The following is a 25,053-nucleotide window of genomic DNA, read 5'->3' as shown; positions in this document are numbered from 1 at the left end:
CGAACCCCTTTCTCGAATTCAAGCGCCCGAGACCGAGAAGCCGGAAAGCAGCATCTCGGCCACCAGCAGCCAGCCGTCGATCAGCACGAAGACGATCAGCTTCACGGGCATCGCCACCAGGGTCGGCGGCAGCATGAAAAGCCCCATCGCCGCCAGCACCGACGACACCACCAGGTCGATGATCAGGAACGGCAAATACAAGTAAAAGCCGATCATCAAGGCCGTCGTCAGCTCACTCAGGATGAACGCTGGCGCGACCACGCCGAGCGGGAACTGATCGGGTTCTTCCGGGTCGGCCAGCCCGGCTTTCGACTCGGCCGAGTGCTGGTAGATCGACCAGAGATAGTCCTGGTGGTTCGTCCTCAGGATCTGCTCGACCATGAACGTCTTGATCGGTTTCGCGCCCACGTTCCACGAGTCCATCGCGTTGGCCTTGCCCGCCATGTAGGGCTCGACCGCGTCGTGGTAGACCCGCTCGCCGACGGGCCGCATCACCAGCGCGCTCAGCAACAACGACAGCGCCATCAACACCTGGTTGCCCGGTACCTGCGGGCTCCCCAGCGCCTGGCGAAGCAACACCAGAACGATGTTGATCCGCACGAACGGAGTGATCATCAAGAGCGCGACCGGCGCCAGCGAGACCAACCCGAAGAGCACGACCGACTGCACGGTCCGCATCGCGTCGCCTGGCTCGATGAGCGTCGCGTTCGCCCCCCCGGGCGCGGTCGCAGTCGCCTTTTCCTGTGCCTGGCATGGTGCGGCGAGGACGATCAGAAGCAGCGCCGGCAGGAGCGCGAGGACGGCGATTCTCGGCGAGCGAAGCGACGCAAGGTTTCTCACGATTCGTCTCCCAGCCGCACGTCGATACGCGGCGCGGCGTGAACCGGCCGCGCCGATCGCATCCCGGAATCGCTCCTAGCGACGACGGGGGACGAAGCGAGCGCGGAAGCTTCGTCGTCATCGTCGTCGAGTTCGCCCAGCAGCGACGGCGCGCCTTGCGGTCCGGTGCCGATCAGCAGGGTTCGCCCGCCGGCTTTGACGAGGAAGACCGCGTGTTTTGGGGGCAGGTTAACGCGTCCCAGGACCTTCAGCCGTCCGCCGGTCGCCCCTTCGGCCTGCCGTCTCACGGCGATGCAGAGGACGCCCGCAGCGCCCAGGATCACGACCATCGCGGCGGTTCCCGTCCACCAACCCTGAGACCCCTTGGCGACGGTCGACGCCTCGCGTCGCGGACGCGCGAGAGTGGGCCGAGCCGTCCGGGGCGCCTCGTCGGCCGCGGCCGAGGGCTCCTGACCCGCGACCGGCGCGGGGGACGCGACGAGGGCGAACGCCGCCAGCAGTCCCGCGGCGAGCATGGGCAAAAGCTTGGCGTGGGACATGCGGGGTTCCTTCCTGGATCGCGAAGCCGGTTTCATCGGGGCGTCGTCAGACGAGCACTTCTTCACGACCGCTGGGGTCGGGGAGGTCCAGCGTCCCCTGATCGTAGAGGCCGCGAAACCGTTCGGTGATCTCGGCCTGCGCGACCTCGGTGTCGGAGAGGCGGAACGGCCCGAGGTTTTCGAGGTGGCGCTGAAGCGCCTGGGAGGCCGACGCGTTCAGCGCGCCGAGGACCTTGGCCCGCACGGGAGCGGCGGCGCCGGCCAGGGCGAGCGCCCAGGCTTCGGAGTCGTCGGCGTGAAAGCCCGCGCGAACCTCGCGGTCGTCCATCCGCAGCAGGTCGTCGAAGACGAAGCAAAGCCGCCGCAGACCCATTCCGAGGAACTCTTCGAGCACGACCGCCTGCTCGTCGGGATCGACGCGGTCCATTCGGGCGATCTCCCAGGTCACGGCCTCGACGGCCTCGCGGTCGAGGTGCGTCAAGAGCTGCGAGGAGAGCGACTGTTCGAGGCTGACGAGCACGATCGCCGCCTTGCGGAGCGGCGAGATCGACGCGGGCGAAGCGCCGGCGTCGCGGTCGTCGTCGGTCGATCGTTCCTCGGCGTGCGACGTTTCGGCGGTATGTCGGGTTCGCGGCGGGGTCGTCTGGTTCATGATCGTCCTCCTCCCTGGCTCGTCCATCGGTTGAGCACGCTGAAGGCGGCCTCGGGGTTGCGGCGGACGAATTCGAGAACCCGTTCGGTGGGCGGCGGCGTCGCGGGCGAGCCCCGGTGATAGCGCAGCGAGCCCCGAGACGTCTCGGAACGGCGGACCGGTTGTCGGCTGCCGAAGACCCAGGTTCCAACCGCCACCAGCGCGGCGGCGGCGGCGCCCGCGGCTCCGGCCGTCGCCCAGTCGTTGACCAGCCGGCGCGACTTGCCGCCGGCGGCCGTCGCCGGCATCCGGTCGGGCATCTCGTCCTGGATCATCTCGATCGAGGGTGGCTCCCAGGCGACCGCCGGGCTCTCAAGGACGACCAGCTCCACCGCGTTGCGAATGTGCGTCTCGGTGCGCCCCATCAGGGCACGGAGGTCGTCCTGCGACGGTTCGCGACCGCCCGGCATGTAGCTGGCGTTGTAATAGTAGCTCCGCGGCACGTTGACCAGGACACGACCGCGAAGTTTCGGCGCGGCCGGGACAGGCGAGGTCGGACTCGCGGCCGGAGACGCGGCGTCGGCCGGGTCGGGATCGATCGAGAGCGCCCGGTTGAGCGAGACCGCGATGTTCGGCGCGGGTTGAGGCGAACCGGAGTTCGGGCTCGTCTTGGTCTCGACCGGCTTCGGCTCCGATTGGTCGACGGGCTCGACGGCCGCGAGCTTCACGTCGACCCGGATTCCGGTGATCCAGTCGAGCTTTTCGAGGATCTGCCGGCGCAGGTCTTCCTGACGGGCGCGGGTGGACGACTGCGCGTTGAGGGCCGGATTGCCGGCGTCGAGGTAGGGGCGGCCCGATCGGTCCATGACCGTGATCGCGTGCGGCGTCAGGCCCTGCTCGGCGACGGTGAGGATCGAGGTGATCGACTCGATGACGCCGGCCGGCAGTTCGCGGCCTCCCTCGGTCTCCAACTGGACGAACGCCATGGGGCGAACGACCGACCGAAGCCCGATACGCTGCTTGGGACGCGTGATCTTGACGAACGAGCCTTCGATGCCGGGCAGGCCGTTGATCAGCGATTCGAGAACCTGAGCCTGCTCGCGCTCCTCGCGAACTTCCCTGTCGCGGGGCGAATCCAACCAAGATCGATCCTTGGCGGCCTCGTCCCGAATCTCGGTAAGCGTGCGCGGGCCGAGTTCGAGCTTGGCGACAGCGGCTCCGGCGGCGTCGAGATTGTTCGCGGCCACCGCGACGCGGCGGTCGTCGATGATCTGATACTCGATCCGCAGCTTGTCGAGCGTCTTCTTGATCTTGTGGACGTCGTCGGACGAGTAGCGGCGGCCCGCTCCGAGGTAGGACCGCTCGCCCGGCGCGACGGCCGAGGCGGCGAGGTAGGCGGCCAGCGAGAGTCCGCCGACGGCGAGAGCGACCAGGCTCCACCGAAGCGTCGCCGATCGGCCGGCCAGCGCCTTGCGGCGGGCGCGCAGCCAGGAGAGCAGGCGTCCCGGCGTCAGACCGGGAAAATCGAGTCCGAAGGTCGACATCCACCCTCCCTGGAACAACCCTGATGCGGCCCGAAACGCGGCGCCGGCGGCCCATCCTTGGGCGCACGGAGCCGGACGCATCCCGCGGCGAACGTGTTATCCACATTCCGCCCGGTTTGTCAATCGCGGCCGATGCAAGGGTCGTCTCGTCGAGAGGGGCGCAAAACGACGACGGACCTCGCAGCGCGGGTGCGTTGCGAGGTCCGTCGTATCGAGTCGGCTAGTCGATCCGGTTCAGAAACCGGAAGAGTCGATCAGCTTAGCTCAGTTGCCGGCGGGGGTGGGCAGAAGCAGTCCGCCGGAGGTCTTGACTTCCGGGGCCGGAGGAGCTTCTTCACCCGGGAAGGCCGGGCTCATCTCGGCCGGAACCGAGGCGATCGTCGGGGCGGGCTTGCTCGCCTGGTAGGCGTGCTGGCCAGCACCGTAGGCCGGAGCGGCGTAGCCCTGGCCGGTCGGAGCAACGTAGCCCTGGCCGGAAGGAGCCGCATAGCCCTGGCCCGAAGGAACAACCTGGCTGGTCGGGTAGACCGACTCAACCGGGCCGCAGGTGTCGCAGCCGCTGTTCTTGTGGCCCCACAGGTGCTTCTTCTTCAGGACCCACTCGTAGGTCACCGGGGGATGAAGAATCCCCTTGAGCTTGCAGTGGAGGCCGTCCAGCTTGCCGCCGAGGCCGCTGAACAGATTGCACTTCTTGCGGCCGCCGCCACAGGCGTCGCCGCCGTCGCAGCTCGTGCCGATGATCGGGCCCTGAGCGCTGGCGATCGGTCCGCCCTGGCTGGAAGCCAGGCCGCACGTCGCACAGCCACTATCAAAACCGCCCGCCATGCTCACGCTGCAGAACCCAAGAGCGACGGCAAGGCTGAGGCTCAACGTCAAGGGCTTCAACATGGGAGAATACTCTCCTAGAGTGACTAATGATCGAGGGCGGCGATTCCGGCCGGCCGTTTCGCTCGTCCCTGTTACGTTCGGTCGTCCATGGCATCGAACCCTCGGTCGAGGTCTTCCCGGGACCCGAGACCTTTCGGTCTCCCCTCGGATCGATACCACCAAAGTTTGGTGCTCCCGACTTCTCGGTTGAGGCTTCCCTCAGCGAGTCACCTATTGTATCGACGCCCCGGCCACCGGCCTTGAATCCGCTTCACCTTTTGTACCAACAGGTTACGTCGACAATCATGACGGTCGTCGGGGTCGGGCAAAACAGATAAGATGCACAAAAAGAAGCGACGGCGCACTCCGCATAATCCGACTTTTCCGCGCGATCCATCTTCGCCGACCCCCAAACTCCACTGAATACGCACGGCATCCCGTGGCGGATTCTCTTCGCGAAACCGCAAAGACACCCGCGGCGAGCGTGTAGGAGTTGCACAAACCGGGGGTCAGGCTAGCGAATCACGGGGTCGACGGCCGGGTCGGGGGCGTGATTGATCCGCAGGAGGATCAGTCCATTGCGCTTCGAGCCCGATTCCCGGAACACGAGGTCGGCGACCCGGTCGAGATCGGGTGCGAGCGGCTTGTAGACCTTGTCGCGGAGGAGAAGGTACTCGGCGGCGCCGGAACGGCGGTCGAGCCAGTCGGCGAGGATCTTCCGCGACTCGGGTATCCGCCGGCCCGGTCCGTCGAGCGGAATCCGCGAGTCGGCGGTCGCCAGTCGGTCGTAGCTGTCGCTGTAGCGGGGTTGGCTGCCCGGCACGGGCGCGAGCCGTCGGCCGCGAAGGTAGAACCAGAGCCCTTCGTCCAGCTCGTGAAAGAACGACAGCGTGTCGATCTCGGCGGGGATCAGCCGATCGATCCGCCCGGCGACGTCGCGATGCCCGCGCGTCGCGTTCTCTTCGGGCGCGATGACGCCGTAGCCGATCACGACGCCGAGGGCCGTCGCGGCCGTGACCGGCAAGAGCGCGAGCGCGCCGCCGCCGCCGCCTCGGCGGCCGATCCAGGCGCCCGCGACCGCGGCGGCGGTCAGGGCGACCGCCGCCGTCGCGAACCATCCCGGAGCGACGTCGGCGAACCAGCGACCGGGGATCGCCGGGATCAACGCGCCGATCGCCAGCCAGACGCCCCATTGAAGGAGCATCGCCACACGCGCTCGACGCCGTCCTTTCGCCTCGGGATCAAGGGCCAGCCGATCGAGGCGGAGCCAGGCCATGCCCGCCAGCAGCGACCAGCCCGGCAAGCAGGGCGTATAGTAGTTGGGCTTCGCCACCGCCCAGGTGCTCAGCAGCAGCAGCGTCCCGATCGACCAGAACCAGGGAAACCACACGGCGGCGACCGCCGTTTCGTCGGTCGCGTCGTCGCGGTCGCGGCGAAACGGCAGGATGACGCCCGACAGTCCGGCGACCAGCCAGGGCAGAACCAGGACCGGCCACTCCAGCAGGAAGTGCGACCGCTCGCGATGCGCGATCGGCAACGCGCCGGTCTTCTGTCCCATCTCGGTGATCCAGACGCCCACCGCGTTGGGATCGGCGAGCCACACCGGAACGGGCCAGCAAAGCGCCAGGGCCAGGAACGCCGACGCGCCCCAGGGGTTGGCCAGCAGGCGAACGACCCGCCCGAGCCGACGGCCCAGCATCGCGTACGGGATAATCGTCGCGCCCACGATCATCAGGATCATCGGCCCCTTGCAAAGGAACCCGAGCCCGAGCGCGACGTGGAACACGATCGCCCAGCGCCGGCCGCCTTCCGACGCGGGTTCGAGGATGCGGTACGCCGCATAGAGGGCCAGCGTCGTGTAAAGGGCGAGGGGACCATCCTGTCCGGCCTGTCGCGACTCGCTGATGAACAGGGGGGTGGTGCACAGAACCATCGCCGCGCAGAGACCGAGCGATCGACCGCCGATCCGGCACCCCAGAAGGTAGGTCAGGCCGACGGTCCCCAGAGCCGCGAGCGCGCCCGGCAGGCGGACGGTCCACTCGTCGCAACGCCCCGAGACGACGGCCAGCGCGGCGGCGGTCCACCTCGGGAGAGGAGGCTTCTCCAGGCGCGGCCGCCCCTGGATCCGCGCGACCAGCCAGCGGCCGTCGACGACCGTGTCGAGCACCTCGGCGGCCAGCCGCTGCTCGCGCTTGCCCCAAAGCTCGACCGAGCCCAGGCATCCCAGGAACAGGACGCCGGCCAGCAGCGTCACGGCCGCCTCGGGCAGCCACCGTCGCGCACCATCCGACGCGACTATTGTATCGCCCGCGATCGGCATCCGTTCCGCTCCTCCTTGAGCGTTCCCGGCAAGGGAACCGCCGGGGGAGGCTAACCCAAAACACCCGCGCGGGCAATCCGAGCCGGCCCTGGGCTCAGTCCCCGCGATCGCCCGCGTGCGGCGGGCCGGGGTCGAGGTTGAGGACCATGCGATGGGGAGACACCAGAGATTCCTCGTGCTGGCACCGCCAGCGGCTGCCTACGGTCGCCCCCTCGATCGTGTGGTCGTCCTGGATCACGTCGCCGGCCTCATAGATGTAGCAGCCGGAGTTCATCAGCACCGTGCCGACGTCGTTGGGGTCGAGATCGCGGAAATGGCACTGAAGGTCGGGCAGTCCCAGGGCCGCCAGGCCGAGCGTGTCCATGATCATCTCGCCCGGCGCGTCGTCGACCATGAAGAACCGGACGTTGAGCCCGCCGGCGAAGAACCGCGACGCGCCCCCCTCGCGGAACGCCTGGCGGTACTGATCCGCCTTGATGAAGTGGGCCGACGGCCGCCAGTGGATCGCCAGAGCCGGCACGACGTCGAGCACGCCGGCCAGGACGGCCTGAAACAGCCCGAGCCGCTCCTTGGGAGCGAGCGAGCTGGACATCATGTCGGTCACGAGCACGCTTCGCCGGCAACGCCCCAGCACCTCGGCCACGTCGGGGAACCCCCACGACTGCCGCAAATCGTCCGCAAGCTCGGGCGTGACCGAGTACGGCTCCTCCGTGACGAAGACGTGCGTCTGAGCGGGCATCGCCGCGCCTGCCAGGCCGACGGGATGATCGGGATGGAAGAACGAGATGCTCAAGCCCGGCTCGGCGTCGCCCATCGTCTCGGCGTTCGGGCAGTATTTCCGGACGCTTTGCAGCAGCTCGCTCCGCACGATGGTCGGCGGCTGTTCGTAAAGCAATTCAACGCCGTAAGTCTGCGCGAATCCGTCGGGCGGCTTAGTCATGGCCTGTCCTGGCTCCTGGCTTCGAGGCGGCGTCGCGTTCCCAACGAACGGGACGCGCCTGAGTATACACGAAACGGCCATCCTCTTTGAGCCTTAGAACCTTCGTTCTCGATCACGCGCTTGATCGTCATACGCGCTGGTGATACTGTATTCCACATGCCTTTCGCAAGGTCGTGCCGGCAAGCGGCTGCTCCATCCCGCGTCCGGTTCGAGATACGGCAAAATCCTGTCGTCCCCGTGACGGAGTTCGATGAGACGATCCACGTCCAAACGACTGGCCGGTCGTTGGCTCGCGGCGCTGTTGGCGCTGGCGACGGTGGGCGTCGTTTCCTCGTCGAATGTCCGGGCGGCGGGATGCGCCACGGGCCACGCTCCCCGGCGATCGCCCGCGACATACCGCGCCCTCCTGGAGATGCTCGACGCCGGCGGCGCCCTGCCCGAACCGCAAGGCCCCGCTCCCGGCGATCGGCCGCGGCCCTGCACCGGGGCCTTCTGCTCGGGCCTTCCCGCCACGCCGTTCTCGGCCGTCCCCGAAGTCTCGCCAGGCTTCGATCAGTGGGCGATCGCGACTTCACTGGTCTTGCTGCTCGATTCGGGAACCATGATCCGACCCCACGGTGAAGCCGAATTCCAGGCCGTCCACCAGGCCGATCCCATCTTCCATCCTCCTCGACGCCCGGCGGCGACGGTCACGGTCTGACGCTTTGGATCGAACCCATGATCCCAGGGCCGCCAGTGTGCGCGCTCGGGATTGAGGTTTGCCGCCGGGTTGCGGACGGGCCAGCGCCGGATCCCCTTCTCCCTCAAGGGAGAAGGGGTGTTCGCGACAGCCAGTTTTGATGGCTGACCATTCACGTTTCAAGAAGCGGCGGCAAGTCGTCGGCTCCGATTCGCATTTCTATTTCGTCATACTAGGATCAAGCCCATGCAACAGCTCGTTTCATTCGTCGCGGTCCGGCTCGCCGTGCTCGCCGCGACTTCGAATGACTCCGGATTCGACGGCTCGTCGCCGGCCGGCGAGATCCTTCGATCGGTCCTCGACGCCTGGAAGCAGGGCCGAAAGGTCGACGACCCTTCCGGCGCGGACTACGTCGCCGAGCCCAGGTGGAAGGAGGGCTATCGACTGGAGCGATTCGAGATCGGCTCGAATCTCAAGGCGGCCGACCTCGACGTGTCGTGCCCGGTCGAACTCTGGATGAGCTCGCCCACTGGCGAAGCAGTCCGCGAAGAAGTCTACTACGTCGTGAGCACGTCTCCCAGGCGGGTCGTGGTCCGCTCGCCGTCCTGACGACCCTCAAGGGCGACGCGCCGGCGGGGAGTTTCGCCTCGCGCCGGCGCATCCTCCTCTCCCAAGCCTCCCCGTGATCTCGCCTGCCCAAAGCCGCGGGTCGGCGATATCATCGACGCGCGTCCGGGCGTGAACGGCGCAAGGCTGCGTCGACCACGGCGGAGTGCGGGCCAGGAGGTGATATGCCAGCGTCCGTAAAGCATCGATTGCCGCGCCTCGACGACGCGGTGGAACGCCACCTCCGAACCGACGTCACGCCGCTCAAGGTTGATCAGACGATCGGCCAGGCCCTCGAACAGATCCGAAGCCGTCAGCAGGGGGGGCGGATCATCTACTTTTACGTCGTCGACGACGACGGCCGCCTCCAGGGCGTGGTCCCCACGCGCCTGCTGCTCTTGAGCCCGCTCGATCAGAAGCTCGCGGACGTGATGATCCGCAAGGTGATGACGCTCCCCCGGACCGCGACCGTGATGGACGCGTGCGAGATCTTCGTCTTCCACAAGTTCCTGGCACTCCCGGTCGTCGACGAGCAAAAGCGGCTGCTGGGCGTGGTCGACATCGAGCTTTACACCGACGAGATCACCGACCTCGCCCAGCGCACCAGCTATGAAGACCTGTTCCAGCTCATCGGCGTCCGGGCGTTGCGGTCGCACGGGGCGACGCCGCTGAAGGCCTTCGGACAGCGGTTCCCCTGGCTCATCTGCAACATCGTCGGCGGCATCCTCGCCGCGTTCCTCACCGGGGCGTTCCAGGAGACGCTCGACCATCTCGTGGTCCTGGCGCTGTTCATCCCCGTGGTGCTGACGCTCGCCGAGGCCGTCGGCATCCAGTCGGTCTCGCTGGCCCTCCAGACGCTCCACGAACCGAACGTCGGCTGGCGGCAGATCCTCGGGACGCTCAGGCGCGAACTCTGGACGGGTCTGCTGCTGGGCTTCGCCACCGGCCCGATCGTGGGGCTCGTCGCCTGGATCTGGAAGCAACAGCCGAACATCGCCTGGACGATCCTGCTGTCGATCAGCCTGACGATGACGGCCTCGGCCATGATCGGCATGGCGCTTCCGCTCATCCTCCACCTGTTCAAGCGCGACCCCCGGGTCGCCGCCGGCCCCGTCGCCCTCGTGTTCGCCGACCTGACGACCCTATTCCTCTACTTCGGCCTCTCAACCCTGTTCCTGATGTGACAGTCGAAACCTGCACTCGCGGGCGCTTCGGGCTTGTATTTGCGAACTCACATATACGAGCCCGAAGCGCCAGCGAGTGCATTCCCTTACGAACGTCTTCGGCTCAGGGCTCGACCTGAAGTACGAAGTACATCTTGAGGTTCGGCCGCGGCGTCGCGCGGCCGTACATCAGGCCGAGGAACAGGCCTGGGCCGATCTGGCGGATCTCGTCGCGATTGCGGGCGTAGACGCGCGAGGTCTTGCTGTAGTCGAGAATGAGCGCCGGCGCGCCGTCGAGCCAGCTCGGGGCTTCGTAGAGTTGGCCCCGGACGACGGGCAGGCCGAAGAAGCGGTTGGTCGCGACGGCGTTGGCCGGGTCGATGTTCTTCCCCTGCCAGACCAGCCGCGTGCCGGCCGCCATCGCACCGTTGCGACGCGCCCCCGGGGCCAGCAAAGCCGTCCCCCGGACCCGACCAGGAGGCAGGCCGACGGACGTCCCCTGGCGATACAGCGCGTCCAGCTCGGGACCGCTCATCTGGATGAGGCTCGGGACGCTGATCGACGGCTCCGAGGCCGTCGCCGGCGCGCTTGCGGTCGCGATCAGGAACAAGGCCGACGCCGCAAGCCAGAGCAAGCCCCCGGCCGGAAGCGCTGCGCGAGACGATCGACGAGGCGTGTGCATGGAAGACGCTCGCAAAGGCGATGAGGGTGCGACACGAGAAAAGCGTTCCTCGTATCGACCATCATCGGCCCGAGACGGACCGAGCCTTGAGCGGATCTCCCGAGACGCTCGCGGCGGTCACTTCTTCTTTTTCTTGAGTTCGAACGCGAACGAGTTGACGGGGTCGGTCTTGTACTCGGTCGGCCGTTCGGCGTCGGGACCGGCGAAGGCGATCTTGACCTCTTCGCCGTCGAGCTTGTAGATGCCCGCCGCCTTGGTCCCCTTGGCGTTCGGCGAATCGTCGAGGACCTCGAAATCGATGTGCTTCTCGGGGGTCTGCTTCGGGTCGAGCGTGATGGTGATCTCATACGCCCGGTCCGGAGTTTTGATGGAGAGGTGGTTGCCCTTGAAGGTCCAGAAGCTCTCGCCCTGGCTGTCCTTCGAGACCCACTCGCCCTGGAGCGACTTGAGGTCCCCCTCGACCTTGGGCTCGTCGGCGAAGCTCGACGCCCCCAGAGCCGCGCCCGCGATCAACAGGACGACGACGATCGGCGATTTCCGCATGATCCAGTCCCCCCAGTCTGCCAAGACGCCCCCTGATCGGCCTCGACGGCCGACGCAAGGCTCAAGCCTAGCACGGCCGCGAACGGCCGTCGAGGCGTTGCAAGCCGCGAACCGCGAACGCGCCGGGACTTCCTGAGATGAGAAGATTCTAATAAGCCGATCCCCGAAGCCAGTCGGCGTTGACAGGCCTCGCCTCTCGCGGTTAAATCCCTCAACCGAACGGCGAACGACTGACGACGTGGCCCGCGATCCATCGCGAAAAGCCCAGATCGTCGGCGACGAACCGACGCGGCGACCCGGCTGCTCGCCGGAATTATGAATCAAGTTTAAGGTTTCTCCAAGAGAGATTCCCAAGGAAATTGCAAGCGTTCCAGGGACGGCGTCCGTCGCGGGGAACCTGCCGGTTCAAGGATGAACCGGCCCCCCGTCCTCTTCGACGGCCTCGCATCGGACGATCGATCCCGCAAAGTCCGTCCGTGAGCGTCGCGTGGTTTCGACCGCGTGGTCGTTGGCTCGACAATCAAGGATGAACGGTTTCGGGTTCCTCCTCGTCCACGAAGGGCGAGAGCGTCCCGAAGCCGAGCCGCGAGGAAGGGACCGTCCATGGGGCCGAACGTCGGAGACCCGGTCAAATCGAGGCTCTCGCTGCACCGCCGCTATCTCGCGCCCGAGGGGGTCCAACCCTCGCCGGCGACTGAGTCCGGTCGGCCGCGAGGCCTGTACGCGGGGGAGCCTGAAAACTGCCGGCGACGGCTCGTGCCGTTCTTGCGGAACCTCGCCTACCTGGGCCTCATCTTCGCGGTCTGCCGGCGCTACCAGACGGAAGGCCGCGCCTTCCAGTGCCTGCTGATCCTGGCGACGGCCGCGCTGCCGATCCATTACCTGGCGCCGTTCCGGTGGAAGAAGCCGATCTTCCTGGCGGCCTCGATCGCCGGCCTGGGGTGGGTCTTCGGTCCCGACGTCCTGGCGGTCGTGATGGTCCTGTCGGCGGTCCTGATCGGGGTCTGCCGGCTGCCGGTCTCGTGGAACCTTCGAGCCGGGCTGCTCGCCGCGCTGACGGTCTTCCTGTCGTGCGGCCGACCCGAGCCCCTCTTCCGCATGGTCCCCTCGACCGTCTGGCCGGTGCTCGGCTCGATGTTCATGTTCCGCATGATCATCTACATGTACGAATTGAAACACGCGAAGAAGCCGGAGAAGCTGATCGACGAGATCGGCTACTTCTTCCTGCTGCCGAACTTCTGCTTCATGCTGTTCCCGGTGGTCGACTACCGGACGATGCAGCGGGGGTACTTCGCCGACGACGTGCACGCGATCCAGCGTCGGGGCCTGGAGATGATGTTCCGAGGCGTGGTCCAGCTCATCCTCTACCGGCTGATCGACCAAGAGCTTTTGATCTCGGCGTCGCAGGTCCACGGGCCGCTCAGCCTGTTGAGCTTCCTGACGTTCAACTACCTGGTTTATCTCCAGGTGTCGGGCCAGTTCCACGTCGCCTGCGGGATGCTTCATCTGTTCGGCTATCAGCTTCCCGACACGCATCACCGGTACTTGCTGGCGACGGGCTTCACCGACTACTGGCGACGGATCAACATCTACTGGAAAGACTTCATGGTCCGCATGGTCTTCAATCCGGTGGTGTTCCGTCTCAAGCGGTGGCCTCAGCCGGCGGCGCTGGCGGCGGCGACGACGGTGGTGTTCGTCGCCACCTGGTTTCTGCACGCCTACCAGTCGTTCTGGCTTCGAGGGACGTGGGGCTTCTCGATCCCCGACGCCGTCTTCTGGACGGTGCTGGGAGTGTTGGTGCTGGTCAACGTCCAGCTCGACGCCCGGCGAAGCGCGTCCAAGGCCCGCGTCGCCCGGCGGCGCGACGCCGAGCCCGAGTCGCGGTCGGTCGTCCTCCGCGCCCTGGCGGTGCGGACGCTCAAGACCGCGGCGACGTTCGCCACGATCGTTTTGCTCTGGTCGCTCTGGAACAGTCCCAGCCTCGCGGCCTGGTTCGACCTGTTGAACCGCGGCCTCCACGCATCGTGACAAGGAGCCGATTCGCGATGGCGCTCTTCCAATCCACTTCCGTCGCCGCGGCCCGCGTCGGCATGGCGCAGGCCGCGATCCTCGTGGCGATCACTTTCATCCCCGTGCCCGCGGGCTGGACTCGCACCCAGCGGCTGCTGGCCTCGGCGAGTTCGAGCCAGCCCAATCGGGCCGACGGCGACCACCACGCCACCGGTTATTACGAGGGGCTGATCGGCGGCGAGGCCCAGGGCGGTCGCGGCGAGCTGACGCTCAAGCTGATGGGCAAGCCCAACGGCTGGATGCGGTTCAACGACGCCGGCGTCGCCCGCCACCTGACCAGCGACTTCCTCCAGTTCGAGCTGGTCCCCGAGATGGACAGCATCCTCTTCGGCCAGCGGTTCTTGACCAACACGCACGGCATGCACAGCCCGGAGGTCACGGTCGAGAAGCCGGCGAAGACCTTTCGGATCGCCGTCCTGGGTGCCTCGATGGACATGGGTTGGGGCGTCCAGTTTCAAGACACCTACAGCCATCTGCTTGAATCGTGGCTGAATGCGCACGCCGCCCACCAGGCGTTCACCTCGGACCGCAAGTTCGAGGTGCTCAACTTCGCGGTCGCGGCGTACAGCCCGCTGCAACGGCTGGAATCGTTCCGTCGCAAGGTGCGCGAGTTCAAGCCCGACCTGGTGATCTTCTCGTCGACGTTGCTCGACGTCCGGCTCATGGAAATCCACCTCTGCGACATGTTCCGCACCAAGTCCGACCCGACGTACGGCTTCCTTCACGACCTGATCGCCCGCGCGGGGATCAACGATCAGGACCGTTACGTCGACCCGAAGGGCGATCTCGTCAACAAGGAGCGGATCAAGGCCAAGCTTTCGCCCTACTACTGGGAGTTGTACGACTCCACGGTAGGCGCGCTGGCCGGCGACTGCCGCACCGCCGGGATTCCGCTCTTGATGATCGTGATCCCGAGAGTCGGCAAGGACGACGACGCGACTGTCCGCGCCGAGCCCGTGGCCCGGCTGAAGGCCATCGCCGGTCGTTACGGCCTGCCGATCTTCGACCTTTCGGACACGTTCGACGAGCTCGACCCGGCCACCCTGGAGATCGCCGCCTGGGACGATCACCCCAACGCGCTGGGCCATCATCGGCTGTTCCTGGCGCTCACCCACCACCTGGTCACCGACCAGGGGCGGTATGAGCTGCTGTTCCCCGGCCGCAAGGCCGCCGCCGAAGCCTCGCTCCCCCCCGACCTGCCCTGATCTGATCTCGTCGCCCCCACCTTTTCCTTCCCGAGCGGAATGGACGCCATGCCCATGGATGGACGCCATCTCAGCCAGTTGCTGGACGCGGCCGCCGATCGGCGGCCCGACCACCCGGCCGTCGAGGACGAGCACGGCCGCGTCCTCACGTTCGCCGAACTCCATCGCGGAGCCGACCGGCTCGCGGCCCGGCTGTCGCGGTGGGGCGCCGAGCGGGGCGACCGCATCGGCCTCTGGCTCCCCAAGAGCCTGGAGGCCGTGACCGCGATCCACGGAATCCTCAAGGCCGGCGCGGCGTACGTGCCCGCCGACCCCACCGGCCCCGCGACCCGCGCCGCCGGCATCTTCGCCGCCGCCGGCGTCAAGGCCGTGGCGACCACCGCCAAGCTCGCCCCCGCGCTCCATCAGGCGTGGGACGCCCAGGAATTCCACGGCCCTGCCCCTCGCCTGATCCTCGTCGACGACGGCGCCGGAATCGACTCGCTCGCGCCGGGCGACGCGCTCTGGTCCGAGATCATGGCCGACGACGCCCTTTCGCCGCTGCCGCCTCCCCGCGACGCCGACGACCTGGCGTACATCCTCTTCACGTCGGGCTCGACCGGCAAACCCAAGGGCGTGATGCTCACGCACGCCAACGCGTTCACATTTATCGATTGGTGCCAGGACGCGCTGGGGCCCTGGCGCGACGACGACCGGTTCTCGTCGCACGCCCCGCTCCACTTCGACCTCTCGATCTTCGACCTCTACGTCGCGTGCCGGAACGCCGCGACCCTGGTTTTGATCGGCGAATCGCTGGCCAAGGAGCCGGCCGCCCTGGCCGATTACATCGAGGCCCGCCGGATTCGCGTCTGGTACTCGGCCCCGTCGATCCTGGCGATGATGACCGAGCACGGCCGGCTCGACCGCGATGGCTTTCCGGCGCCTCGGATCGTCCTCTTCGCCGGCGAGGTCTTCCCGATCGCGCCGTTGCGGCGGTTGAGACGGCTCTGGCCCGAGGCGCGGTTCTGGAACCTCTACGGGCCGACCGAGACCAACGTCTGCACCGCGCACCCGATCCCCGACACGATCGCCGACGACCGGACGGAACCGTTCCCGATCGGGACGGTCTGCCCGCCTCTGGAAGGCCGGGTGGTCGACGAGGAGGGGCGGACGCTCCCCCCGGGGACGCTCGGCGAGCTGGTGATCGCCGGTGCCGGCGTGATGCGCGGCTATTTCGGACAGCCCGAGCTGACCGACGCCGCGTTCTTCGTCGCCGACGACGGCCGCCGCTGGTATCGCACCGGCGACCTCGTGATCGACGACGGCGCCGGCTGCCATCAGTTCCACGGCCGCCGCGACCGCATGGTCAAGAAGCGCGGGTATCGCATCGAGCTGGGCGAGATCGAATCGGCGCTCTACCGCAACGAGGGCGTCGACCGGGCGGCAGTCGTCGCCCAGAGCGATGACTCGGGCGTCTCGATCTCGGCGTTCGTGGCGCTCAAGGCCGACGCCAAGAAGTCGCTGATCGCCATGAAGCGGCATTGCTCGGTCTACCTGCCCAACTACATGATCCCCGACACGATCACGTTCCTGAACAGCCTGCCGGCGACCTCGACCGACAAGATCGATTACCAGAAGCTCAAGGCGATGGCCGCCGAGGAGGGCTCGACCCCGTGACCAGTCTGTGGCGCCGCTTCTTCACCTGGAAGTTTCACTTCTACGAGCTGCTCCTGCCCGCGCTGCGCGGCCTGGGGCCGGCCCGTTTCGACGCCATCGTCTGCGCCTTGGGGACAGCCTCGACGTACGTCCGCCCGGGGCGTCGCGCCCGGCTGAGAGCGGCGGTCGCCGCCGCCGACGCCGCGCTCGATCTCGACGCCGACCTCAACGGCCGGCGCCGCCTCGACTGGACCGGGCTCGCCGCCAACGCGGCGCGGTTCACGGCCCGCGACTACGCGCTGGACCTCCCCGACGACCGCGAGGTCCTGGGGCGGTTCGACGTCGAAGGCTACGACGCCTTCCGCGAGGAGCAGACGCGAGGCAAGGGGGTCCTCCTGGTCGGCAGCCACCTGGGCGCGCACATCGCGGGGATTCACTGGCTGTTCCGCAACGATCTGCCGATCCGCGCCCTGGTGCAGCGGCCGAAGCACGTCTCGACGATCCTCGAACGCAAGTTCGACGCGACCGACGAGCCGTATCCCCAGCGCGACTTCTTCCTCCGCAAGGACCTGACCCCGGCGGTCGCCGTCGAGCGGACGTTGCAGGCGCGATCGGCCCTCCGCGACGGCATGATCGTCTACCTCAACGGCGACATCGTCTGGGAAGGCTCAAACACCCGCAACTGCCGACTCCTCGGCCGCGACCACCAGTTCCTCGCGATCTGGACCGAGCTGGCCGCCCTCACGCGAAGCCCGGTTTACTTCGTCTTCTGCACCCATCGACCGGGAGGCCGATTCGCCCTGGAGTTCCAGCGCTTCGGCCAGACCCGCTCCGGCGAACAAGCCCGGGCGCTCGGGGCGTATCTGAGCCAGCTTGAAGCCCAGGTCGCGGCGGCCCCCGCCGAAGCCGTCGCCTACCTGACCTGGCCCTGCTACACGACCGGAACTCCGACGCCTACGCCGCCGAAGAAGATCCCGGCCGCCCATCACCGCCTCGCCTCGGCGGTCGCCCGCCGCGTCGGCAAGGGGTCCGGCATCGCGGGATCGATCATCGCCGGATCGATCATGGCTTGATCGGCGTCGGTTTCGGCATCGGCTTGCGAACCGATCGAAGGCCGAGTCCGGAGACGCCCAGATCCTCGGCCTTCTTTCCCTCGATCAAATCGCCGAGCGCCTTGTTATAGCGGTCGCGCTTGGCCATGCGCTCGGTCGGGTCGAACCGCAGCGAGGCCGTCGCACCATAGAAGCCCGCAGCGCTCCCGCATGCGGCCTTCCAGGCTTCGGCGGCCACGCCGAAATGGGAGGCGCACTCGGTCAGATCGATCGTCGGCGCAGGGACCGATTCGGGCCATCCCAGCGCCTTGCGCTCTTTCAGGCCGGCGAGGACCGCCTCGGCCAGCGCGACGTGTCCCTCGAAGGCCGGATGCTGAGCGTCGTTGAACAGGTGGTCGTCGAGCAGGCCGCGCGGGTTGCGAGCGTGAAACAGCGCCTGGCCGTCGACCAGGATCGTCTTCCGCCGCGCGGCGATCTCGCGGTAAGCGTCCTGGAACGAGGTCAGGCAGCGCATCGGGTGGCCGTCGAGGTCGCGAGCGGCGACATAGTGCTCGTAGGCTTCGGCGTCGCGGCCCTCGGCTTCGAGCCGCTTCGCCAGGCGGAAGTGCGATTCGGCGAAGCCCGGATGGCGGGCGACCAGGGCCCGGTAAGCATCGGTGCTCGACGCCGGGTCGGACGCTTCGAGCCGACGGGCCGCCTCGAAATCCTGGGCGAAGGCCTCGCGATGGGCCCGCGGGGTTTCCGGGGGCAGGACGGAACGATCGGGCTCATAGCCGGCGTCGTTGCCGGGAGGGGCGACCAGCACGGGCGTCGCGCCGATCTGCTCGCAGTACGCGACGATCGCCTCCAGTCGACTGTGGAAATCGGCCAGCAGATCGGCGGACTCCTCGACCGAGTGCGATAGCGCGTCGATCAGCAGGCGCCCCTTGAGCGGGGGAGGCGCGGCGACCTTTCGCTCCTCCAGCGTCTCCTCGATCAGCCGGACGAGCGGCGAGACGCGGGCGAAGATCGCGCCGACGGTCTGGATCTGCGCGACTGTCGGCTCGTCCAGATAATAGGGCGTAACCTCGTGCCCCCAGGAGTGCCGCGCGTAGAACTCGTTATGCCCGGCGTAGATGATCAGGATGTCGGGCCGGCGGCTGAGCGTCTCAAGCCTCAGGTGCATCGCCACGAGCCGCGACCCGGGTTGCGCCAGCACGTCGACCCGAACCGCGCGCCCCGGGAAGACCTCGCGAAGCCGCCAACCGACGATGGCTCCGATCGACAGCCACTTCTCAAAAGGGAACCCGATAGCGCTCGATTCGCCGATCACGACGACTTTGATCTCGCCCCCGCCGCCCGGCTCGGAGTCGAACCGCGTGGGCAGGATCGGCGACGGCTCGGGCGCGGCGAACGTCGTCGGCAACGTCGGCGAGCGGTGGACCCAGGCCAGCCAGAGGCCCGCGGACGCCTCGGCCGCGAGGAGGCTGAGGAGCGTCGCCCCGACCGCCAGCAGCGCGAGGGCCGTCGCCGGCGCGACGCGCTGCCGCCGCTTCCTCCGGACGACCACCCGCCACGCCAACGCCGACGTCGCGACGACCGTCCCCGGCGCCGCGATCAGGTACGTTTTTTCGAGGACCGACAGGAAGAAGATCGGCGCGCCCAGGACGGTCAACCAGCCCGCCGCCACCCGCAACGAGGTCGGCCCAAGCTGCCAGGCCAGGAACGCCGAAACGCCCGCCAGCACCATCAACGCCAGCCGCGCGACCCGCGCCCGAAGGCCGCCGACCTCGGCCGCTCTCGTCTGTTCTTGGGAATGCAACCGCAGCCTCCCGCGCATTTCGGCTCCCCTCATCGGCCCGCCCGCACCCGTCGACCCTAACACCCAGCGACCCCGGCGGCAATCACGCACTCGCGGTCGCGGCGGCGGCGCGTACTCGCGCTGTACGGCGAGGGCTTCAGAACGTAGAGTGGCGAACTCGGCCGGATTCGCGACGCGATCGACGACGGCCGAGCTTCGACGACGTCCGATGATGGGAAAGTCATGGCGAGCAGCTCCGGGTTCGAGTTCTTCCAGAGTCCGTACAACTCGGTGTTCGAATCGGTCGGCGAGCTGACCGAGCGGATCAAGGCGACGCTCGAATCCGACTTCGGGCAAACGGCGGTCCGCGGCGAGATCTCGAACCTCGCGCGGCCCCGGTCGGGGCACATCTATTTCAGCCTCAAGGACAACGCCGCCTGCATCCGCGCGGTGATGTGGAAGGGCGCCGCCCAGCGCCTGGTTTTCGACCTCTCCGACGGCCTGGCCGTGCGGCTGCTCGGCCGATTGACCGTGTATTCCCCGCGCGGGGAGTACCAGATCATCGTCGACGCGATCGAGCCGGAAGGGGTCGGCGCCCAGGAGCTGGCGTTCCGGCAACTGGTCGCCCGGCTCTCGGCCGAGGGGCTGTTCGACCCCGACCGCAAGCGGCCGTTGCCCCGCTATCCGCGACGAATCGCGATCGTCACCAGCCCCACCGGGGCGGCCGTCCGCGACCTCCTCCAGGTCACCGGCCGGCGCTGGAACGGGACCGACGTATTGATCGTGCCCACGCTCGTCCAAGGGGTCGGGGCGGGCAAACAGATCGCCGCCGCGATCGAGCTGGCGGGCCTCGCGCCGGGGGTCGAGGTCGTGATCGTCGCGCGAGGGGGCGGCAGCTCCGAAGACCTGGGCGCGTTCAACGACGAGGCCGTGGTGCGGGCGATCGCCGGGTCGCGCGTGCCGGTCGTCTCGGCCGTCGGCCACGAGATCGACGTGACCCTGGCCGACCTCGCCGCCGACCGCCGCGCGCTCACTCCCAGCGAGGCCGGCGAACTCGTCGTCCCCGACGCCGCCGAGGTCGCCATGCACCTCGACCGCCTCGCCCAGGCGCTTCATCGCGCCAGCGAAGTCCGGCTCCGCGACGCCCGCGCCCGCCTCGACCGCCTCAGCCAGGGCATCAAGACCGCGATCGGCCACGACCTCGACGGCCGCCGCCACCGCCTCGACCGCCTCAAAGCCTCGCTCGAAGCCCTCAACCCCCTCGCCGTTCTGGCCCGAGGCTACAGCCTCACCCTCGCCGAAGACGGCCGCACCCTGGTCCGCGACCCCTCCCAGGCCCCCGCCGGCACCCTCATCCACACCCAGCTCGCCTCCGGCCGCCTCACCAGCCGCGTCGAAGCCTCCTGATCGCAGTCCGCCAGCCTTCCTATCTCGCCGCCACTATTAAAAATCGCCAACCTGCCACTTCATGGGGTCTGCCAAGGCCTTCTCGGGATTGTCGGTGTGATAACCTGCGTAAAAGGCGGATTGAATCCAGCCTTGCAGGCAAGGTGTCAATCTGGCCATCCTGGGCCGTTGTTTTCCAAATCTCCGTTCATCGCATCCATCGGCGGATGCGCTCGAAAGCGCCCGGCGACGCGTGCCCGGCGAGCCGACTCTCCACCCTTGGTCTTTCCGACAACCCAGAGGCAGCAGCCCATGAGCAAGGCGACGACGCAGCCGACCGGCCCTTGGTTCAAGCGGGGATTTCTGAACGCGACGAAGCCGATCGAGCGCCGCAAGCGCCGTCTCCGCGACGAATGTCGCCTGCGACTGGAGCGCCTGGAAGATCGCACAATGCTGAACGCGTCGATCGACATCGACGCCGCAGGGTTGCTGACCTACAACACAGATCCTGTGAACATCGAGACTCTCAAGGTCTCGGTCTCGGGCAACGTCTACACGTTTACATCCGACTTAAACATCGACATCCTTGGCAATTCCGCGGGGCTCCCCGCAACCGGCGATGGAGAGCATACAGTCAAGGTGACGGGAATCAACACCTTGACAGTGAACATTCGTCAGCACGGTGCGTGCTTCATCGAAAGCACGAATGTCGCCACACATTTAACATCGTTTGCGAACAACGGCGCATTCTACCTCGGCAGCTACGTCGCGGGAGACGGCCTCTCCAAGCTAACTGCGCCCCTCTCCGTCGTCGCTGGCACCGGAGCTGTCGACACACGTCTCGATCTCTATGACAGCAGTTCGAGCCTCGGTGCGCACTACACCGTCACATCGCAATCCATCGAGTCGACTCGAGGTTTTGGGGGAGTGACCTTCTCCGGCATTGACCGCCTCAACCTGTACGGCGCAGCCATCACATACGAGGAGAATTCGAGTTACGACGTCCTCAGCACGCCGGAAGACGCCGTCACGACGATCGTCTCCTATGCTCAAGGCGGATCCAGTCACTTCAACGTCGAGACGACGGCGACGACAGGCGGCGATACTTCGCTTTATCTGACCGGCGAATTGGGCTGGTGCACATACGACATCCGGAGCGCCTCCAGTCCCATTTTCCTCGGTGGAGGCCAAGAAAGCGCGATCGTCAATCTCACTGCCGATTCGACGACGTCCGGCATTCGTAGCCTCGTGAATATCAGCTCATTAGGCGCCTACAACGTATTCGTCGACAACTCGGCCGGAGCCGACGGAACGAATTCGCTGTTGACCGGCTCAAGCCAGACATCCGAGGTCGCCACCCTAAGCCATTTCGGCGGCGAGGGAGGCTTCTTGACCTTCAGTACGACCTCGGTCCGCACGCTCACCTACTGGAGCGCGAGGGGGAGGGACAATTCGCTGACCCTGGATTTCGACCATGGCATCCCGTTGCCGGTCGGCGGCACGTCGGTCTTCAACTACGATGGAGGCGGAACTCCGAATTCCAGGAGTGACCTGATCCTCGTGGGATCGCCCCCCACCGGTGTCTTTCCGAGCGAATCGCATGCTGTGTCAGGTGGCGGCTCGGGCTCGATCGCATTCCCGAATTTCAATAACAATCTCAACACCACGGTGAATTACTCTGGACTCGCGCCGGACGGCCTCACCGACTTGCCCCCAACGCACAATTATACGTTCAACTATCTGGGCGCGCCCGACATCCCCATCGTCGTCGGGGCGGGCGACGGCGCAGCCGCACCGGGGAACATCCAGACCCTCCAGATCTCCTCCCTGGGTGCGTCGCCTGCGTTCTTCGCCACGGACATCGCGAACAAGTCAACCGTCAGGGTCAAGTCCGACGACGACTCGAAGGGTTACATCACGACGGTCAACTACAAAGTCTCGGCGGCGGCCGCTGGAATCACCACGCTGATCCTCGCCGGCGGGAACGGCGGCGATCAGGCCCGGCTGATTCAGTCGCTGCCAGGAGTGGCTGTCCGTGTCGATCAGGGAGACGGCGACGATCTGGCGTACGTCAACTTGCCCGGTTCCGCCGCAGCGGCCTCGACGGCGCTCGACGGCGGCGGAGGGAACGACTCTCTGACGATCGACGCCCGGGGGGTGGGATTGACGGCGGGCAACTTCTCCGTCGGCGCGGACGGATGGACAATCATCTCGGGTGCGACCGTACCGGGGGCCGGCATATCGTACGCTGGCTACGAAAGCGTGACCGTGATCATCGACGGACTTCCTTCCCTCTCGCCGAGCGTGACGAGTGCGAAGATTAACGCGGTGCAGGGCCAGCGCCTGGTCGACACAATCGTCGGCACTTTCAATACCGCCGCGCCAGGGGCCAGGGCGAGCGACTTCGTCTCCACGATCAACTGGGGCGACGGTTCTAGTTCCGCCGGAGCCATCGTCCAGGACGCCTCGAATCCTCCTGTCTTCTACGTGATGGGCACGCATACCTATTACGAGGCCCCCGCGTGGCTGACCACCTCGATAACCGTCTTCGCGCCTGCTTCCGCCACGACTCAATTCATCAACGGCGTGCCCGTTGCATTCACGCCCTTGCCAGCCACGGCGTCCGGAACGGCTGTCGTGGCCAGCGCGGCGATCAGCCTGGTCGTCAACTCGTTCAGCGGCTTCGAGAACGTTGCGCCGGACCAGCTGAAATACGTGGCGGCCACGTTCACCGACCCGGGAATGAACCCCGCCTTCGTCAATCCCACGGGCCTTTACGCCGCGAGCATCAACTGGGGAGACGGCTCGGGCGTCTTCCCGATCCCGTTCTCGGAGATCGCGCGCAACGGGACCTCGAACAGCTTCACCATCACTTTGCCGCAGCACGTCTATGCCACACCGGGCAGCTACGTGGTGACGGTCTCCGTCAGTGACGGCCCGGTCGTCGTCGGCTCCACGGCGGTCACCGCGACCGCGACGGGCGTCGCGCACATCGCCGACGCCCCCCTGACGGCCTCGCCGGTCCAGCCCGTGATTCCGGCCGCCAGCGAGGGCGTCCTGTTCTCGGACCAGGTGATCGGCTCGTTCACCGACCTCAATCCCATTCCCGACCTCGCGAGCTACACGGTCACGATCGACTGGGGCGACGGCTCGCCGCAATCGGCCGGAAGGGTCATCCAGCCGGGCGGACCGGGAACCGTCCTACAGATCTTGGGCACGCATACCTATGCCGACTCTCTTGCACCGGGAGCCACCGTCCTCGTACCGGCAATATTCCCACCCTTCGAGAACACCTTCACGGGGACTTATCCACTCCGCATCTCCGTTCGGGACGCCTACGGGTCGGCGGCGAACCTGGCCAACACGATCACCGTCAATGACCGGCCGATCACCGTTTCGGGCCGTCTCGACCCCGCCAGCGACTCGGGCGTCTCCAACAGCGATGCGATCACCAACGTGTCTCAGCCGACCTTTCAGGGTTTCGTCAGTGAAGGAGGAGCGAAAGTCTCCCTGTACATCTGGTCGAGGAACGAGGCTGGCTTGCTGCTCCCCTTCGGAGGCGGCCAGACCACCACTGACAGTGCGGGCGCCTGGAGCTTCACCTCCGACACGGCCTTGCCCGACGGCTCCTATACGGTTTACGCCCAGGCCTTCGACCACCTCGGTCACACGACCAGCGCGGTCATCACCGTGGTCGCGAACCTCGTCATCGACACCGTCGGCCCCAAGGTGACGAACCTCGTGTTCGACAACCGCGGCGGCCGGGTGCTCGTCACCTTCCAGGACTCCAGGGGCGTGAACGGCACCGGCGTCGGGCTCAACTTCGCCACGATCGTCGACGCCAACAACTACCGGTTCGCGTTCATCAAGTCGCCAGTAAAGGGCTTCAAGCCCGGGGCTCCGTGGCTCGCGACCGGGATCTCGGCCGCGCCGGGGACCGCCGTCGGCCCCCAAACCGCCACGATCCTGATCAACGGCGGCCGAGGCATGCGAGGCGGCCGCTACCTGTTCACGGTCAAGTCGGTCGATCCGGCCAACCTGACCGGCGTGCAGGACCTCGCCGGCAACGCGCTCGACGGCGAGTTCTACAGCTTCTTCCCGTCGGGCAACAACCACGTCGGCGGCAATTTCGTCGCCGAACTCGACGCGGTGCATCACCGGGTCTACGCCCCGAAAACCACCGTGGGAACGGCCAGCCCGGTCACTCCTCCCGGCGCTCGCGGCATCGACCGATTCATCGGTCGCAACGGCAGGCAGTCACCCAAGGCCGCGGCCAGCAGAAGAGCGTTCGCCGTCGCACATCCGCTACAAACCCAAATCTTAAAAACAGCGAAGCTAAGCAGTCTGCGTTGACTCCCGGCTTGCACACCTCTGGCTAGTCTAGGTATTTTGGGTAGTCGCAATCAAGATTCCTGGTTTGCCCAGGCGCAAGCAGGCGGTGATCAAGCTCTCTCAAATGCCGCCTTGATTAGCGACTTGTTCGGTCGACTCGGCCGCAGCGCGTGCGATCGCCACGGTTGAACGAGCGGACTCTCCACACCATCGAAGATTCAACACCCTGGGAGAAGCGG

The 25,053-nt window shown here is 67.0% G+C and carries 19 protein-coding genes; 9 read left to right on the top strand and 10 right to left on the bottom strand.

Annotation, left to right across the window (positions count from 1 at the left end):
- Nucleotides 1–18: 18 nt before the first annotated feature.
- The 7 genes from BSF38_RS18195 to BSF38_RS18165 form a co-directional block, all read right to left on the bottom strand.
- Nucleotides 19–840, bottom strand: coding sequence for a flagellar type III secretion system pore protein FliP (locus BSF38_RS18195; protein ID WP_076347957.1), 822 nt, complete (start codon nt 838–840; stop codon nt 19–21).
- Nucleotides 837–1,379: a flagellar biosynthetic protein FliO gene (locus BSF38_RS18190; protein WP_076347955.1), complete on the bottom strand. Its 543-nt coding sequence runs from the start codon at nt 1,377–1,379 to the stop codon at nt 837–839. Before BSF38_RS18190 ends, BSF38_RS18195 begins: the two co-directional genes overlap by 4 nt.
- 46 nt (nt 1,380–1,425) lie before the next feature.
- Nucleotides 1,426–2,031, bottom strand: coding sequence for a FliG C-terminal domain-containing protein (locus tag BSF38_RS18185; RefSeq protein WP_083713063.1), 606 nt, complete (start codon nt 2,029–2,031; stop codon nt 1,426–1,428).
- A complete protein-coding gene (locus tag BSF38_RS18180) occupies nt 2,028–3,554 on the bottom strand; it encodes a hypothetical protein (RefSeq protein WP_076347953.1) in 1,527 nt (508 codons plus the stop codon). Before BSF38_RS18180 ends, BSF38_RS18185 begins: the two co-directional genes overlap by 4 nt.
- Nucleotides 3,555–3,818: 264 nt before the next feature.
- A complete protein-coding gene (locus BSF38_RS18175) occupies nt 3,819–4,442 on the bottom strand; it encodes a hypothetical protein (RefSeq protein WP_076347951.1) in 624 nt (207 codons plus the stop codon).
- Nucleotides 4,443–4,935: 493 nt separating this feature from the next.
- A complete protein-coding gene (locus BSF38_RS18170) occupies nt 4,936–6,741 on the bottom strand; it encodes an ArnT family glycosyltransferase (protein ID WP_076347949.1) in 1,806 nt (601 codons plus the stop codon).
- A 94-nt stretch (nt 6,742–6,835) separates the two neighbouring features.
- Nucleotides 6,836–7,681 carry a DUF4261 domain-containing protein gene (locus BSF38_RS18165; protein WP_076347947.1) on the bottom strand — a complete coding sequence of 282 codons (846 nt, stop codon included), beginning with the start codon at nt 7,679–7,681 and terminating at the stop codon, nt 6,836–6,838.
- A gap of 250 nt (nt 7,682–7,931) precedes the next feature.
- Between BSF38_RS18165 and BSF38_RS18160 the strand changes: the two genes are divergently transcribed.
- The 3 genes from BSF38_RS18160 (at nt 7,932) to BSF38_RS18150 (ending at nt 10,150) form a co-directional block, all read left to right on the top strand.
- On the top strand, nt 7,932–8,381 hold the full coding sequence (locus tag BSF38_RS18160; RefSeq protein WP_145952213.1) for a hypothetical protein: 450 nt from the start codon (nt 7,932–7,934) through the stop codon (nt 8,379–8,381).
- 225 nt (nt 8,382–8,606) lie between these two features.
- Complete coding sequence (locus BSF38_RS18155; RefSeq protein ID WP_076347943.1) at nt 8,607–8,969, top strand: hypothetical protein; 363 nt, start codon at nt 8,607–8,609, stop codon at nt 8,967–8,969.
- 182 nt (nt 8,970–9,151) lie between these two features.
- Entirely contained in the window at nt 9,152–10,150 is a 999-nt protein-coding gene (locus BSF38_RS18150) for a magnesium transporter (protein ID WP_076347941.1), read from the top strand.
- 103 nt (nt 10,151–10,253) lie between these two features.
- Here BSF38_RS18150 and BSF38_RS18145 read toward each other — a convergent pair whose 3' ends face one another.
- Both BSF38_RS18145 and BSF38_RS18140 read right to left on the bottom strand, forming a co-directional pair.
- Nucleotides 10,254–10,811: a hypothetical protein gene (locus tag BSF38_RS18145; RefSeq protein WP_145952212.1), complete on the bottom strand. Its 558-nt coding sequence runs from the start codon at nt 10,809–10,811 to the stop codon at nt 10,254–10,256.
- 117 nt (nt 10,812–10,928) lie between these two features.
- Complete coding sequence (locus tag BSF38_RS18140; RefSeq protein ID WP_076347939.1) at nt 10,929–11,354, bottom strand: TIGR03067 domain-containing protein; 426 nt, start codon at nt 11,352–11,354, stop codon at nt 10,929–10,931.
- A 603-nt stretch (nt 11,355–11,957) separates the two neighbouring features.
- Between BSF38_RS18140 and BSF38_RS18135 the strand changes: the two genes are divergently transcribed.
- From BSF38_RS18135 to BSF38_RS18120, 4 genes are read left to right on the top strand one after another with little or no spacing between them, the layout of a single operon-like run.
- Complete coding sequence (locus BSF38_RS18135) at nt 11,958–13,382, top strand: hypothetical protein (protein WP_076347937.1); 1,425 nt, start codon at nt 11,958–11,960, stop codon at nt 13,380–13,382.
- A 17-nt stretch (nt 13,383–13,399) separates the two neighbouring features.
- Nucleotides 13,400–14,629, top strand: coding sequence for an SGNH/GDSL hydrolase family protein (locus tag BSF38_RS18130; RefSeq protein ID WP_076347935.1), 1,230 nt, complete (start codon nt 13,400–13,402; stop codon nt 14,627–14,629).
- A gap of 54 nt (nt 14,630–14,683) precedes the next feature.
- Nucleotides 14,684–16,285, top strand: a complete 1,602-nt coding sequence (locus BSF38_RS18125; protein ID WP_076347933.1) for an amino acid adenylation domain-containing protein — start codon at nt 14,684–14,686, stop codon at nt 16,283–16,285.
- Entirely contained in the window at nt 16,282–17,337 is a 1,056-nt protein-coding gene (locus BSF38_RS18120; RefSeq protein WP_076347931.1) for an LpxL/LpxP family acyltransferase, read from the top strand. Before BSF38_RS18125 ends, BSF38_RS18120 begins: the two co-directional genes overlap by 4 nt.
- Here BSF38_RS18120 and BSF38_RS18115 read toward each other — a convergent pair.
- Nucleotides 17,327–19,117, bottom strand: a complete 1,791-nt coding sequence (locus BSF38_RS18115) for a hypothetical protein (protein WP_145952210.1) — start codon at nt 19,115–19,117, stop codon at nt 17,327–17,329. The two genes, BSF38_RS18120 and BSF38_RS18115, sit on opposite strands and share 11 nt — an antisense overlap.
- A 222-nt stretch (nt 19,118–19,339) precedes the next feature.
- Between BSF38_RS18115 and xseA the strand changes: the two genes are divergently transcribed.
- Entirely contained in the window at nt 19,340–20,503 is a 1,164-nt protein-coding gene (gene xseA, locus BSF38_RS18110) for an exodeoxyribonuclease VII large subunit (RefSeq protein WP_076347927.1), read from the top strand.
- A 291-nt stretch (nt 20,504–20,794) separates the two neighbouring features.
- On the top strand, nt 20,795–24,835 hold the full coding sequence (locus BSF38_RS18105) for an Ig-like domain-containing protein (RefSeq protein ID WP_076347926.1): 4,041 nt from the start codon (nt 20,795–20,797) through the stop codon (nt 24,833–24,835).
- Nucleotides 24,836–25,053 lie beyond the last annotated feature (218 nt).

The sequence above is a fragment of the Paludisphaera borealis genome (genome assembly GCF_001956985.1).
Classification (GTDB): Bacteria; Planctomycetota; Planctomycetia; order Isosphaerales; family Isosphaeraceae; genus Paludisphaera; species Paludisphaera borealis.
The sequence above is the reverse complement of the archived record's forward strand: the minus strand, read 5'-3'. Positions and strand labels throughout refer to the sequence as shown.

What these genes read in the sequence shown, in the direction of transcription:
- xseA (WP_076347927.1), top strand. Translation starts at nt 19,340, where the DNA reads ATGGCGAGCAGCTCCGGGTTCGAGTTCTTCCAGAGTCCGTACAACTCG.
- BSF38_RS18140 (WP_076347939.1), bottom strand. Translation starts at nt 11,354, where the DNA reads ATGCGGAAATCGCCGATCGTCGTCGTCCTGTTGATCGCGGGCGCGGCT.
- BSF38_RS18125 (WP_076347933.1), top strand. Translation starts at nt 14,684, where the DNA reads ATGGATGGACGCCATCTCAGCCAGTTGCTGGACGCGGCCGCCGATCGG.
- BSF38_RS18145 (WP_145952212.1), bottom strand. Translation starts at nt 10,811, where the DNA reads ATGCACACGCCTCGTCGATCGTCTCGCGCAGCGCTTCCGGCCGGGGGC.
- BSF38_RS18190 (WP_076347955.1), bottom strand. Translation starts at nt 1,379, where the DNA reads ATGTCCCACGCCAAGCTTTTGCCCATGCTCGCCGCGGGACTGCTGGCG.
- BSF38_RS18175 (WP_076347951.1), bottom strand. Translation starts at nt 4,442, where the DNA reads ATGTTGAAGCCCTTGACGTTGAGCCTCAGCCTTGCCGTCGCTCTTGGG.
- BSF38_RS18160 (WP_145952213.1), top strand. Translation starts at nt 7,932, where the DNA reads ATGAGACGATCCACGTCCAAACGACTGGCCGGTCGTTGGCTCGCGGCG.
- BSF38_RS18150 (WP_076347941.1), top strand. Translation starts at nt 9,152, where the DNA reads ATGCCAGCGTCCGTAAAGCATCGATTGCCGCGCCTCGACGACGCGGTG.
- BSF38_RS18180 (WP_076347953.1), bottom strand. Translation starts at nt 3,554, where the DNA reads ATGTCGACCTTCGGACTCGATTTTCCCGGTCTGACGCCGGGACGCCTG.
- BSF38_RS18155 (WP_076347943.1), top strand. Translation starts at nt 8,607, where the DNA reads ATGCAACAGCTCGTTTCATTCGTCGCGGTCCGGCTCGCCGTGCTCGCC.
- BSF38_RS18105 (WP_076347926.1), top strand. Translation starts at nt 20,795, where the DNA reads ATGAGCAAGGCGACGACGCAGCCGACCGGCCCTTGGTTCAAGCGGGGA.
- BSF38_RS18130 (WP_076347935.1), top strand. Translation starts at nt 13,400, where the DNA reads ATGGCGCTCTTCCAATCCACTTCCGTCGCCGCGGCCCGCGTCGGCATG.
- BSF38_RS18170 (WP_076347949.1), bottom strand. Translation starts at nt 6,741, where the DNA reads ATGCCGATCGCGGGCGATACAATAGTCGCGTCGGATGGTGCGCGACGG.
- BSF38_RS18165 (WP_076347947.1), bottom strand. Translation starts at nt 7,681, where the DNA reads ATGACTAAGCCGCCCGACGGATTCGCGCAGACTTACGGCGTTGAATTG.
- BSF38_RS18185 (WP_083713063.1), bottom strand. Translation starts at nt 2,031, where the DNA reads ATGAACCAGACGACCCCGCCGCGAACCCGACATACCGCCGAAACGTCG.
- BSF38_RS18135 (WP_076347937.1), top strand. Translation starts at nt 11,958, where the DNA reads ATGGGGCCGAACGTCGGAGACCCGGTCAAATCGAGGCTCTCGCTGCAC.